The sequence below is a fragment of the Mesorhizobium sp. M1A.F.Ca.ET.072.01.1.1 genome (genome assembly GCF_004023325.1).
Classification (GTDB): domain Bacteria; phylum Pseudomonadota; class Alphaproteobacteria; order Rhizobiales; family Rhizobiaceae; genus Mesorhizobium.
The window spans coordinates 1-13,421 of record NZ_RZSF01000179.1; the positions used below are offsets into that span (position 1 = coordinate 1).

Below are 13,421 nucleotides of genomic sequence, written 5' to 3' on the forward strand. Positions count from 1 at the left end.
TCCCAATAGCGGTCGATCGCCTCGCGGACAGTGAGAAGGTGGGTTCGCTGTGTATTGCCGCCATCAGCGTCGGGGTTTTCGCCTGCCTCTAGCCGGCGCTGTCGCTCGCCAACTACTAACCGCGCAGATGACACGTTGAGAACTACGTTAGAGCCGAGCGTTTTTCGGTAGCGTTTGCCGTTGAGCTGGTAGGCGTGAACGAAGGACTTGAACCCCATCACTGTGACGCAGAGGCCCAGTCCTGTGACAGAACCATTGCGAACTCGGCCGTCCTGGCCAACGGGGTGGCCCCAATAGATTTCCAGGTTCTTTTCAGGAGGGCAGGAGGCGCTTGCGACGACAGAAGCATCTAAAAATATCTTAGGCATTCCATATAACTTTCATATAACCAATTTATAACAAATGTTATATGAAATATAAAGTAATGACTTATCGTGCCGTGGAGAAAATGACGAAAAGACAGACAGATAGAGATTCCTATTGAATCTGGTATTTGTGCGATTTATGGTTCACACGGTAGGGGTCACAGGTTCGAATCCTGTACCGCCCACCAATGTTTTCAATCAGTTGAATGCTTGTAACACCGTTGGCGCCAGGCCATGTCACATTGATGTCACCGAACGGGCTTGTTTTGCAATCCGAAGGTCGGGAGTTCAATCCTCTCTGCCGGCACCAGAATTTTCAGTAAGTTAAGCGCTCAAATCTGAACCGGATTCCTGTCATGTACCTCCTGTGTAACCAAGAAAAGCAAGCTTATTCTGGCTCTTGCGATCGCTTAGAATGGCTTTTTCGAACCAGTCTGGCACCTTCGCGATTTCATTTCCGCTGACATTGTCCGGAACGTCGCGCCAGAACGCGATGATAGCGTCCGCGAATGCCTGAAACTGATCATCACTCACCCGGAGGTTCGTATGGTCCAACAGGTCCAGAGTCCCCGGCAAACCCGAACCAACGAGTCGATCTTCGAGGTATTCTGGATACGTCTTCTTTAACTCGTTCAGGGAGTTGCCGTCGCCGTGCTTGTAGACGTTGACTACCAGCCGCAGAGCGTCAAGCGCTTTGAAGTAGGCGGTGCTCCTGATCTCCCAGCCGAGACTCTCCAGCAGGTCCGCAATCTTCCCAAAGTCTGCTCCCCAGACCTTCGCAATGACCGTTTCGCCGCAATGCCAATGGCGGATTTCCTGAACTAGCCATTCTCGCAACCGCTTGTCCCATTGGTGGAACATACCCGCGACCACGCTCAGCCAAGTTTGGTCCCGCATGTCGCTAAGGAGCTCGTAAAACTCGATGCTGGCTTCGTGGGCTGCCTCGTAAAAATCCGAAGGGTCGTGCCGATCGGGATCAAAGCGATTGCTATTCTGCTCGAGCCAGTCGGCGGCGGCCTTTTCGGCCTCCTCTTCTATATTGTCGAACTGGGACAGCACGCGTTTGCGGGCTTGGTCGACATAGAATTGATGCCCCTTTATCAGGGTCTGCCGATGGAACGACCACATTTGAAAGAGTACATAGTTGCTCACGTTAGAGCCTTCTGCACGGCAGCCACATTGCAATAACCTGGCTCGCTAAGGGCAATCCGACCCATCGGACCAAACTGAATTCAGAATCTTAGCCCTTCTTGCAAAACTTCAACGCCAAGAACGGTGGAAGCGTGGCAAACTCTTTCCCTGCTCCTCCTATAGGGACGTCTTGAGATTTTATCCCAAGGACGGGATAGTCTGTCTTTCCCGCATCGAAGCGATCGGTTTCCGATTTAACTGGGACGGGCAGCGTAATGTGGTTTTCCGGAAGTTCCGCTACGGTCAGTTGGTGCACTTCGGAGCCGCCGGCCGCGCGAAACAATCGTTCCGTGAGGCCCTTGCCCTGACCTGCGCCAACGACAAACCTGCCCGAGGCGTCATCGAATGGTGTCCACCCGTCCGGACAGCCATCGCTGAGGTCGAAAGCCGCCACTGCACCCTTCGGAACGCCACCCAATTCGCCTATTATTATGGGCTTAAGGAAAAGCCACCACCCAAATAGAGCAGCGGCACCGAGAACAACGAAGATCCCTATCACCCACTTGGAAACTTGCTGAACAGCTTCCTTTCTTATTGCAGCTTTGAATTCCGCAGGAAGTTCGTCGAAACCTTGCGTAGCCATATCCACAGCTCCTGTCTACGACGCAGGATACTATCGCTGATCACATCTGCAAATACAAAGGGGAGCGAATATGGCCATGAGGCCTCCACACCAGTGGCGAGGACGTGGTAGTAATTGGATTAAACAACATAGTTAGGTGAAAGAGGTCGGATAGTTGGGACAGCTCGCATACAACGCGGCGACAGGGGACGTGGCCGAAGCGTTCTCTGCCACTGATGCAGCTTGGGAGAGCATTTGCGAGGCGCCTCTCGGGACATGGCTGATGCCGCGCACGGCTTGGCCGGCGGTCCCCAAAACGTCTATCCGGGGATTGCGGTTCTTCGCGCATGCTCCCGGGTTTACGGGGCAACTTCCCAGCCCGGAGAGCTACGCCCACACTCGACTGAAGATTGATGTAGTTAAGGCTGCCCGGGCTCTGGGGTTTCGGGCGGAGCTCGAGGCCTGGGGAAACGATGGAGCGGGCGCCGAGTGGGTAGCGGACGTACTAGTTTTTCTCCGTGACGGAACGCGGATCGCATTCGAGATTCAACTCTCAAGTCAGCACTTGGATAATTTCCTAGCCAGGACGGAGCGATATCGGCGCTCAGGTATAAGGTGTTGTTGGATCATGGCTGAGAAGCCGGTGGCCTGGCGCCTAACAAAGGCCCTAAGCTACAAAAACAGCCAATATCGTCGTGAGACTGGCGAGATCTTATGCGATTGTGAGGAAATAGTGCCATTCGCGATAGAACTCGCAGGAAAGGACACTTACCCCGATGTTCTGCCACCGATCAGGTTCGGCAGAGGTCGGCACATAAAGCGGATGGGGCTGACCGAAGCTGTCGCTGGAATGCTGCATGGGTATCCTAGCTGGCAATTGCCTGACTGGCAGTGGAAAACTCCTTCAGTATCAGTAGATTGATATTCGCTCGATACCGAGGGGCGGGAAGAACCGCGAATGGAGTTCGTTCGCCATCGCTTCGTTTCGGACGTCGACTTTCAACCTTGGCGCCGCGTAGCTGAATCGCCCGCCGCACCTGTCCTACAAATTAGCCGGTTCGTTTGGTGGCAAGTATCTTGCGGTCTCACTTCGTTTAAGTCATTCGTTTTGCGGGGTGTAAAACGTAAAACTTGGGGTAGGAATGCGCATTCAAAAGGTCGAAATAAAGAATTTCAGACTCCTGTCTGACGTAAGTCTAATTTTAGAGCCCTCCGAAACAGTAATCGTTGGGCGTAACAACAGCGGAAAAACGTCGCTTTCCGAGGTCATGCGCAGACTTCTCGATGACGGTCCCGTGAACTTTCAACTTGAGGATTTCTCCAGCGCGAGCTACCGCGGATTCTGTGCCGCCGTCCATGCCCATCTTGCAGGGCAACAGGAGGATGAGGTCCGTGCTCTTCTGCCGGCTATCGAATTGCGCCTGTATTGCACATATGATCCCGATGCCCCTGAGCTCGGTCCGCTGGCCCCGTTCGTGGTCGATCTAGATCCAGGCGTGAGCGAGGCCTTGATCGTACTTCGCTACGAGCTGAAGGACGGAGGGCTAAGCGCTCTTTTTGACGGGCTTGCCGATGGTTCATTGGATGACGGATCCCGCAAGGCGTTCCTTGTTGGCCTGCGGGAGAGGATACCCGCCAACTTTGGCCTCAGGATCCGCGCTGAAGATCCGAACGACCCAACGAATTACCGGCAGTTGCAGCCAGCGGCGTTGCGCAGCTTGGTTCGGACCGGGTTCATCAACGCACAGCGTGGTCTGGATGATGTGACGTCGCGAGAGACCGACGTTCTCGCCAAGATTCTTGAAGGTCTTTTCGTCACCGCCTCCTCGGCAACCGCAGATGCGGCGGATAAGGTCATCGCTGACGCTCTTGCCTCTGTTGTCCAAGGACTTCAGACGCAGATTGACGGTAATTTCGGAAATCAGTTGCAGAACCTGATGCCGACCTTGACCAGCTTTGGTTATCCGGGATTGGGTGGCCAGGAGCTGCAGACTGAGACAACCCTCGATATCCGCAAGCTTCTTTCCAATTTTACCAGGGTTCGATATGCCGGCTACGGCGGCGTGACGCTCCCCGAATCCTACAACGGGTTGGGTGTGCGCAATCTGATATTCATTTTGCTCCGGATCGTCGAGTTTCACAAAGCGTTCAAGGCCGAGCCAAAAACGCCAGGCGTCCATCTCGTGTTTATCGAAGAGCCAGAGGCGCATCTGCATCCACAGATGCAGGAAGTTTTCATCAAACAGTTGGGCAAGATCGCCACGCAACTGGCTGGCGTGGGTGCGGGCGCTGTCCCTTGGCCCGTCCAGTTTGTGGTCTCAACTCACTCATCGCATATCGCCAATGCAGCTGGGTTCGAGAGTATCCGGTACTTCCTTGGGGCCGATGTGCCGGGCGCTGATGCCGGCATTCGGCAGACCAAGATCAAAGACCTCCGCGAAGGACCGGCGAGCATCACGGCGCCCGACAAGCAGTTTCTGCACCAATATCTGACGCTGACGCGCTGCGACCTGTTCTTTGCCGACAAAGCCATCCTTGTCGAAGGTCTCAGTGAACGGGTCATGCTTCCGGTTATCATCGGAAAGGCCGAGGCTGCAGACCCGGCGATTAAGCTCTCAAGCCAATACCTCACTATCATGGAGGTTGGTGGGGCCTATGCACATCTCTTCTTCGGTCTGCTCGATTTCCTCGAGCTTCATTATCTCATCATCACAGACTTGGATTCCGTCGAGACGCCTGGGGGCGCCGCATGCCCGGTTCACCTCGGTACAGCGTCCAGTAACGCTTGCCTGAAAACGTGGTTTAACGACAATCCTCATAGCCTCGCCGGGGTGATGGCCAAATCCGACGATGACAAGACCGATGGACGCGGGCGCATCGCCTATCAGGTTCCAGAGGTAAAGGAGGGGCCCTGTGGGCGGACATTCGAGGACGCCTTCATTCTGGCCAATCAAGCCCTTTTCGGCCTCGCGGCAGGCACCCCCCAAGAGCAAGAAGTGGCGGCACGCTATATAGCCGCAGGACAAAAGAAATCGGAATTCGCGTTGAAATATGCGATTGAGAATACGGGCTGGGTGGCTCCAAAGTATCTTACCGACGGCATCCGCTGGCTGGCCATCGACTATGTGCCTGGCGTTGATCCGGCACTTGCGATCGTAGCAGCTGCCGCCGCCGCACCGGCGCCCGCGGCAGTGCCAGAACCCGCGGCAGTGCCAGAACCTGCTCCGGAAGGAGGAGGCCTTGAGTAATCATGAATCTCCTGCCGAAGAGGCGAGCCGCATCGCTCTTGAAGGGGTCTTCGCTTGCATACAGGCCGGCCGGAGCTTCCGCCTTGAGGCGGGTGCTGGCGCCGGAAAGACGTACTCATTGGTCGAGGCGCTTAAGTATCTGATTAAGCGCCACGAGAGAGATTTCATGCGGCGAGGGCAGCAGATCGCCTGCATAACCTTCACCAACGTTGCAAAGGATGAAATCGAAGCTCGCACCGACAAGCATCCGATAATCTATTGCAACACCAATCACTCCTTCTGCTGGCTCCTCATTGGCAGCTTCCAGAAGCAGCTCAAGGCCCTGGTGCAACAGATGCCAGCCTGGCAGGACAAGCTCCTGGAGGCCGGTGGCATAGGCGATCGGAGCGTCGAATACAGTCTTGGGCACCGTGCCGTGCGTGAACACGTGGTCTCGCTACACCATGACGACGTTATCCCACTTACGATCTCGCTGATGGAGAATCCGAAGTTTCGCAGAATCATGGCGGACCGATTCCCCATCATCCTGATTGATGAATATCAGGACACCGACAAAGCTTGGGTTGAAGCACTGAGGCTGCGCTTCCTTGGGCAACCGAATTCACCGCTGTTTGGCTTCTTCGGGGACCACTGGCAGAAAATCTATGGCAATGGATGCGGGGAGCTAAATGACGACGCCGTCACCCCGATCGGCAAGAAGGCAAATTTTCGCTCCGTGAATGCGATTGTCGAATGTCTCAATCGGATGCGACCGGCCTTGCCACAGTTTGTCAAAGACCCTGCAGCGCCAGGTCGAGTTCGAATCTTCCACACCAATGGCTGGGGTGGGCAACGGCAAGGAGGGCAACATTGGGGCGGCGACCTGCCGTCTGAAGTCGCTCACCAGGCGCTCGAAGCGACAAAAGCCCAGATGGTTGCAGACGGCTGGGATCTCGCTCCCAAGCAGACGAAGATTTTGATGCTGACTCATCGGGTCCTTGCCAGTGAGCAGGGTTACTCGAACCTGGCCGATGCGTTCCGCTACAACGACTCGTATCTCAAAAAGGAAGACCGCCTTATCGCGTTCCTGATAGACGTCTTGGAGCCGGCAGCCGACGCCTACTCGGCAAAGCGTTACGGCGCCATGTTTGAGGCGATGGGCGGAACTGTGCCACTGCTCAAGCGTCAGGCAGACAAGGCAGCGTGGGTAGCTTCTTTTGATAGACTCTTGGAGCTTAGGGAAAACGGGTCGATCGGCGACATCGTCGACCATCTCAAGGCAGAGCAACGCCCGCGATTGCCTGACAGGGTCGAAGACTTGCAAAACGCGTTAGCAGCATTCAATCCGGAGGGGGGTATCGAAAAACCCCGACAGCTCGAGGAGTTGGAAAAGCTTCGGGAGGTTTCATATTCGGAGGTCAAGGCGCTCCGAAAATACCTCGAAGGCTATTCGCCGTTCGAAACCAAGCATGGTGTCAAGGGTGCCGAGTTCGAGAACGTTCTGGTCGTTCTCGGCCGCGGGTGGAATCAATATAATTTCGGCGAGATGCTGGAATTGGCAGGAGCGGCGGCCATTCCAGCTGCAAAACAAGCGACTTTCGAGAGGAATCGCAATTTGTTCTATGTGGCATGTTCGAGGCCCAAACGGCACCTGACATTACTGTTCACTCAGGAATTATCGGCCGAAGCCTTGACGAAGCTTCAAGAGTGGTTTGGGCCTGCTTCGATCGAGGGACTGGCATTCTGAGGAAGGTCTAGATCGACCTGGGATTGCACGCTCGCCAGCAGAAGAGGCAGTGATCCATGCCGCGCCTCGGGTTGCATATAAAGGTTAGGAATATTTCTGTAAATAAGGTAGCATGAGCCTACACATGAATCTCTTCAATATCAAGACTATCAATCGACATATCGGTCGATATCAAAGTATTCCGCAGGACCACCTCGTTCGGCTCGACGAATGGGCTGAGATGATTCGCTCCAGCCGCATCACGAGGATTAAAGAGACGGCATTGCATGGTGATTTCAAATCGAAAATTGTGGAAGCGGTGCTCGGTTACAAAAGCGAGGTACATGGAGCCGATTACTCCGTAACGTCTGAGAAAGCTATACTTAGGGGGTCCGTTGATCTGGCGCTCGGCGACTTCGGGCCCGGAAAATCCCAGATCTTAGCGCCGTTTGAACTAAAGGGTGCCAAGACCAAGGATCTGGATGCGATCATGCCGGGAAGAGCCAAGAGTCCCGTGCAGCAAGCCTGGGAGTACGCGACAAACGCTCCGGGGGTGAAATGGGTGTTGGTATCGAACTACGTGGAGCTGAGGTTCTACGGGTTCGGCGAAGGTACACAGGCCTATGAGAGATTCGATTTAGCAAGGCTGGTCGAACCGACCGAATACGCCCGCTTCATGCTCTTGCTAAGCGCCGACAACCTCTTGACCGGCCGTACGTTGGACTTGCTCGGCGAGAGCAGGAGAGAAGACAAGGACATAACGAATGAACTCTACAGTGACTACAAAGAGATTCGCCGCACGCTGATTTCCTCAATTGGGACGATAGCGCCGAAGGTAGCGCCGTTGGATGCTATCGCGGCAGCTCAAACGGTGCTCGACCGTGTCCTTTTCACCGCCTTTGCAGAGGACACCGGTCTCCTTCCAAAGCGTATCCTAGAGAAGGCGTTTGAACACGCTGATCCGTTTAACCCACGTCCAGTGTGGGACAATTTCAAGGGCCTGTTTGCCGCGATCGACAAGGGAAGCACTCGCCTGGACGTGCCACCGTATAACGGGGGCCTCTTCGCTCCCAACGCGACTGTCGACGGCCTGGAACTACCGGACACGGTTTGCGAAGGTTTTAAAAAGATCGGTGAATACGATTTCGCGTCCCAAGTTTCGGTGACCGTCCTAGGACATATTTTTGAGCAATCCATTACCGATGTCGAACGGTTGCAGGCCGTCGCACGTGGTGTGGTCGTTGAGGAGAAGAAATACTCCTCCGGCACAACGGGCAGGCGCAAACGGGATGGTGTTGTCTACACTCCCGATTTCGTTGCCCGCTTCATAGTTGAGCAGACCCTTGGAGCTCACCTTAATGAAATCTTCCGAGGACTCCTCGCGACCTACGCCCAGAAGGGCGCGAAAGCCGAAGATGATGAGATCAAGTGGAAACGAAAGGGAGCTGAACTCTCGGCCTGGGAGGCCTATCGGGAACGCCTGAAAACAATCCGCATCGTCGATCCAGCCTGCGGCTCCGGCGTTTTTTTGGTCATGGCATTTGACTACATGAAAGCTGAGTTAACAAGGGTCAACGACAAGATTGCGGACCTGAGAGGCGGTGCACGCAGTCTGTTCGATCCAGACAGTGAAATCTTGACGAACAATCTGTTTGGGGTGGACGTCAACGCCGAGAGCATCGAGATCGCAAAGCTTTCACTGTGGGTAAAAACAGCCCGGAGAGGTAAAATGCTCGACAGCTTGGACAACAATCTCCGAGTTGGCGACAGCCTCATTGAAGATTCCAACTTTGCTTATCTGAAACACGGATTTACCTGGCAGAATGCATTTCCAGGAGTCTTTGCCGATGGCGGGTTCGATGTCGTCCTCGGCAACCCGCCTTACGTGCGCATGGAATTCCTCAAGGCGATTAAGCCCTACTTGGCAAGCCGCTTCGAAGTGGTTTCGGACCGGGCAGATTTATATGCCTATTTCTTCGAAAGAGGTTTGAAGTTGCTTAAGCCAGGCGGGCGCCTAGGATATATTTCCTCTGCAACCTTCTTCAGAACGCGGGCGGGAGCGCCTTTGCGGCGGTTTCTGCGCACGAACGCGACGATTGAACACGTTGTTGATTTCGCTGATCTACAGATTTTCGAGGGCGTGACGACATACCCGGCCGTTCTGGTCGTACGAAACGAGATTCCGACCGCCGATCATGAGATATCGTTCTGGAAGTTGAATAGCCTTCCAGAAACGAACTTCACGGCGGCCTATCTGAAAAATGCCGCCGAATATGACCAGGCAAGTCTTACTGACGGGTCGTGGGAAATAGAGGACGTTTCGCTCGGGCATTTGCGCGACAAGATACGAAAAGGGAGGCCATCCCTCAAACAGGCCTATGGCTCGCCGCTGTACGGTATCAAGACCGGACTCAACGACGCCTTCATCATAGACACTCCCACCAAAGACCGCTTGTGTGCCCAAGACGCCAAGTCGGCCGATCTGTTAAGGCCCTTTCTGGAGGGGAAAGACCTTAAGCGCTGGCGTCAGGAATCACGAGGCTTGTGGATCATCTACATTCCCAAGAACCGTGTAAAAATCGAGGACTATCCTGCCATCCGTGACTGGCTGTTGCCATTTAAGAAGCGCCTGGAAAAACGCGCTACCCAGCAGGCTTGGTTCGAGCTCCAACAGGCCCAGGAGGCCTACAGTGCGCGTTACGCGGCAACGAAGATCTCGTATCCCCACTTCAACCAGGAGCCCAATTTCAGCCTCGAAACAGCTGGCGCATTTTCCAACGACAAGAGCTATGCCATTCCCTCTGGCGACCTCTCCTTGTTAGCATTGTTGAACAGTAAGGTTGGGTGGTTTTACCTCTCGAACCTAGCGCCGGCCGTACGTGGTGGATTTCACGAGCTGAGGGTGCAGTACGTAGATCAGCTTCCGGTGCCAGCCTTCGGGAAGAAGGAGAAAGCAGTTCTCGTTGCACAGACCGCCTCCATCCTGAAAAAGCACGCGGAAGCGCAAAAAATTCAACGAGCTCTTATCCGTCGAATTCCTGATCTTTGCCCTGCTGGTCAAACTCCAAAGCTTTCAGAAAGGCTTCGGGGTTGGTGGCAACTTGCGAACTTTCAGGCGTTCAGGACAGAGATTCGGAAGTGTTTCAAGGCAGACATCCCGCTTGCGGAACGAACGGAGTGGGAGGAATGGTTCAACCGTGACAGGGCGGTCGTTGAATTGTTGCAGCGTGAGAGTGTGGAACTTGCGCGCAAGAACGACGACCTGATATTCAAGGCCTTCAAACTCTCGGATGAGGAAATTTCTCTGTTGGAAAATGCCGTCTGATGGCCCGGACCACGTCACCGTTCGTCATGGTCATCGCCGACCATGCAAAAAAGGAGTTCTCGGTTGAGGGCCCTATGACCGATGACACCCGTTGGAACAAAGCTATCGCCGCAGCAAATGTCGCTGGTCGGAACGTCAACTGTTCGACAACCGAAGCCAGCATAGAACAGGCCGCAGCCGACTACGCCAGCCAGTTTGGATACAAGCGGGTACCGGCCGGTTCAATTGTGAGCCGATCATAAGACCACAGGGACCTACCTGAAGCCTGCCTGTCAGCGCAGAAATGGAGGAGGTGCGCCGAAAATTCGGTTTGATTTGGCCAGTTTGTGTTACACAAATCCTTGCACACCGATCCGTGATTTGCTAAATATCGCTTTGTAAACAAGTAGATGCGAGAAGGCTATTCGGTCTCCAAAACCGCAGTTCCTACGTGGCTTTCTTCCTCAGCCCCACGCCCCGCTCCCCCTGAATTAAGCAGCTTTCGCCGCGTGGATAGCGTGAAGCGTCTCGGGCTTCAGGTGTGTGTAGCGACGCAGCATCTTCCAATCTTTGTGCCCAGTGATCAACGCTACCTGTTCAATTGTGAACCCAGCTTCAAACAGGCGGCTCGTTCCTTCATGCCGCAAATCGTGAAAATGAAGGTCGCGGATGTCGAGGTCACCGCAACCTCGACGGAAGGCGGTGCCGACCGACCTATGATTGAACGGAAAAATTCGATCATCGTCATTGCTGCGCTTTGCCCGCTGCTCCTCGACGATGGCCCACGCATCATATCCAGTGGCCGCGAACAGCGGTATGCGCTGGTTGTTGCCGTTCTTGTTTCGAGGGTCCTTCCTGTCGCGGATCAGGAGCATCCGCGTGCGAGATTCCAAATCAGACCAACGCACCTTGCAGATCTCCTCCTGGCGCATCGCGGTTGCGACTGCGAAACGAATGATCTGGCCAATCGGTGCAATTTGGCGCGAGTTTGCGTCGAAATGACAAATCAGCTTGTCGAGTTCATCCTGGGTCGGCCGTCTGTCGCGCTGCTGGCCTTTGCCAACCAGACCGAGCCTCTTTAGGGCGATACGCGCCAGATCAACCGGCTCGACCTTGACCGGTAGGCCGTGGACGGCTGCAGCATGAGACAGGATAAGCTTTATAAAGCCGATATCGATGCCGAGCGTCATCGGTCCGGCACCTTGGGCGGCCCGCTCACGACCAAAACGGATGAGCCGTTCGCGGTCGAGAGTCGCGATGTTGCATTTCCCCAGGTGCCGCTGGAGCATATCGAGGGCGGCAGCTTTGGAGCGGCGAGGGGACTTGCCTACCTCGCACATGTCGTCGATATGGAGGTCGACGAGTTCGCCAAAAGTTTTAAGGCGCGCTACACGGGACTTGGTCGGCGTCTCGCCGCGGTCGACTTGGCGTTCGGTTTCGGTCGCCCATCGCCGTGCGTCGTCTCGGCGCAAGAACGTCTCGCTGACGTAGCGACCTTTGCGACGAACCTGCACGCGCCAAGAACCGGATGAAAGCTTCGTGTAGGTAGCCATTTTTTCGTGTGCGCTCCGTGTGCACTGAGGGATCGAAACGTGGCGAAAAGGGTCGTATTCTGGCGTAAATTCGTGTGCACTCGTCAGGTTCTAAGAATTTGATGTTAAAGAAAAAATGCTGAAAAATCAAGACCGTAGAGTAGCCATAGCACCCATGATGGACTGGACGGACCGGCATTGCCGGTTCTTTCACCGTCAGCTGACGCGTCGCGCGTTGCTCTACACGGAAATGGTGGTGGCGGACGCAGTCATCCATGGCGCACGCGAGCGCCTGCTCGGCTTCGACGATGCCGAGCATCCGGTTGCGCTTCAGCTTGGCGGGTCGGATCCGCGAAAGCTTGCCGAAGCGGCGGTGATCGGCGAGGCGTTCGGTTACGACGAAATCAACCTCAATGTCGGCTGTCCGTCCGACCGCGTCCAGTGGGGCACTTTCGGCGCGTGCCTGATGAAGACGCCGGTGCTGGTCGCGGAATGCATCGCGGCGATGAAGGCGGCGGTGAGAATCCCCGTCACGGTCAAATGCCGCATCGGCGTTGATGACCAGGACCCCGAACCCGCTCTCGACACGCTCGCAGACGGCGTGCTGACGGCCGGCACCGATGCGCTCTGGGTGCACGCCCGCAAGGCGTGGCTGGAGGGGCTTAGTCCCAAGGAAAACCGCGAGATCCCGCCGCTCGACTATCCGCGCGTCTATCGGCTTAAGGCCAGGAAGGCCAACCAATTCATCGGCATCAACGGCGGCATTCAATCTCTTGACGAGGCAGAGGCGCACCTCGCTTATGTCGACGGCACCATGCTCGGCCGCGCGGCCTATCATACGCCCGGCATCCTCACCGGGATCGATGCCGCATTTTACGGCGAGGCGCCGGTCGCTTTCGACCACGCGGCGCTGATGGACGCCATGGCCGCTTACGCCGCGCGTCACATCGAGAAGGGCGGACGGCTCGGCCATGTCACGCGCCATATGGTCGGGCTGTTCCACGGTCTCCCGGGCGCGCGCCGCTACCGGCAGATTTTGTCCACCGACGCCAATAGACCCGGGGCCGGGCCAGAGGTGCTGAAGACGGCGTTTGCGGCAATAGATTTCGCGGCGGCGGAAACCGAAGCCGCTTGAGGCGGATCGGCGGTTTTACCGTTCCACAGAAACGGCGAACCGCTCGATGCGTTTGTCTAGACGCAATTCCGGGCAGAAAACCGGGGATCTAGTCGCGCAGGATCATCCGGTCACCGCGCACCTCGAAGCCCGACAGCGAGCCGATGAAGTTCATGCCGAGCAGGCTTTGCTCGAGCATGCCGGGCGCCGCGACCATCACCGGCATATCCTTGCGCACGATGCCGCCGATCGCCATCTCGTCGGTCCTGACCGTTGCCGCACGCGCCATGCCGTTGGCGGTCGAGACGTCCACGGTGTAGCTCAGCGCCGCTGGGTTGAAGCCGGCCGCCTGGGCGTCCTCCGCCGTCAGCACCGTGCTGGTCGCGCCGGTGTCGACCAC

At 55.8% G+C, this 13,421-nt stretch carries 10 protein-coding genes; 5 read left to right on the forward strand and 5 right to left on the reverse strand.

The window, feature by feature from the left end:
- The 3 genes from EOA32_RS39295 to EOA32_RS22430 form a co-directional block, all read right to left on the reverse strand.
- Positions 1-368 (reverse strand): Arm DNA-binding domain-containing protein (locus EOA32_RS39295; protein WP_210214841.1); only part of this gene is annotated, 368 nt, incomplete at its 3' end.
- 351 nt (positions 369-719) lie between these two features.
- A complete protein-coding gene (locus EOA32_RS22425; protein ID WP_128372917.1) occupies positions 720-1,517 on the reverse strand; it encodes a hypothetical protein in 798 nt (265 codons plus the stop codon).
- A gap of 88 nt (positions 1,518-1,605) precedes the next feature.
- On the reverse strand, positions 1,606-2,139 hold the full coding sequence (locus EOA32_RS22430) for a hypothetical protein (protein WP_128372918.1): 534 nt from the start codon (positions 2,137-2,139) through the stop codon (positions 1,606-1,608).
- 1,121 nt (positions 2,140-3,260) lie between these two features.
- Between EOA32_RS22430 and EOA32_RS22435 the strand changes: the two genes are divergently transcribed.
- The 4 genes from EOA32_RS22435 (at position 3,261) to EOA32_RS22450 (ending at position 10,638) form a co-directional block, all read left to right on the forward strand.
- Complete coding sequence (locus tag EOA32_RS22435; protein WP_128372919.1) at positions 3,261-5,366, forward strand: ATP-dependent endonuclease; 2,106 nt, start codon at positions 3,261-3,263, stop codon at positions 5,364-5,366.
- Positions 5,359-7,092, forward strand: coding sequence for a UvrD-helicase domain-containing protein (locus EOA32_RS22440; RefSeq protein WP_128372920.1), 1,734 nt, complete (start codon positions 5,359-5,361; stop codon positions 7,090-7,092). The genes EOA32_RS22435 and EOA32_RS22440 overlap by 8 nt, the downstream gene beginning before the upstream one ends.
- 124 nt (positions 7,093-7,216) lie before the next feature.
- Positions 7,217-10,396 (forward strand): DNA methyltransferase, encoded by a 3,180-nt coding sequence (locus EOA32_RS22445; RefSeq protein WP_189407313.1) that lies wholly within the window; start codon positions 7,217-7,219, stop codon positions 10,394-10,396.
- The gene (locus EOA32_RS22450) at positions 10,396-10,638 is read left to right on the forward strand and encodes a hypothetical protein (RefSeq protein ID WP_128372922.1); all 243 of its coding nucleotides are present in this window, start codon (positions 10,396-10,398) and stop codon (positions 10,636-10,638) included. The genes EOA32_RS22445 and EOA32_RS22450 overlap by 1 nt, the downstream gene beginning before the upstream one ends.
- A gap of 228 nt (positions 10,639-10,866) precedes the next feature.
- Here EOA32_RS22450 and EOA32_RS22455 read toward each other — a convergent pair whose 3' ends face one another.
- Entirely contained in the window at positions 10,867-11,928 is a 1,062-nt protein-coding gene (locus tag EOA32_RS22455) for a site-specific integrase (RefSeq protein WP_128372923.1), read from the reverse strand.
- Between the two features lie 115 nt (positions 11,929-12,043).
- On the opposite strand from EOA32_RS22455, the gene dusA reads away from it, so the two are divergent.
- Entirely contained in the window at positions 12,044-13,042 is a 999-nt protein-coding gene (gene dusA / locus EOA32_RS22460; RefSeq protein ID WP_189407315.1) for a tRNA dihydrouridine(20/20a) synthase DusA, read from the forward strand.
- A gap of 88 nt (positions 13,043-13,130) precedes the next feature.
- Here the strand turns inward: dusA and EOA32_RS22465 are convergent.
- A partial coding sequence (locus EOA32_RS22465) for a TIGR02281 family clan AA aspartic protease (RefSeq protein WP_128311692.1) occupies positions 13,131-13,421 on the reverse strand: 291 nt, incomplete at its 5' end.

Bases quoted from the DNA above. Each gene is read 5' to 3' on its own strand.
- EOA32_RS22435 (WP_128372919.1), top strand. From the start codon at position 3,261: ATGCGCATTCAAAAGGTCGAAATAAAGAATTTCAGACTCCTGTCTGAC.
- EOA32_RS22430 (WP_128372918.1), bottom strand. From the start codon at position 2,139: ATGGCTACGCAAGGTTTCGACGAACTTCCTGCGGAATTCAAAGCTGCA.
- EOA32_RS22445 (WP_189407313.1), top strand. From the start codon at position 7,217: ATGAATCTCTTCAATATCAAGACTATCAATCGACATATCGGTCGATAT.
- dusA (WP_189407315.1), top strand. From the start codon at position 12,044: ATGCTGAAAAATCAAGACCGTAGAGTAGCCATAGCACCCATGATGGAC.
- EOA32_RS22450 (WP_128372922.1), top strand. From the start codon at position 10,396: ATGGCCCGGACCACGTCACCGTTCGTCATGGTCATCGCCGACCATGCA.
- EOA32_RS22455 (WP_128372923.1), bottom strand. From the start codon at position 11,928: ATGGCTACCTACACGAAGCTTTCATCCGGTTCTTGGCGCGTGCAGGTT.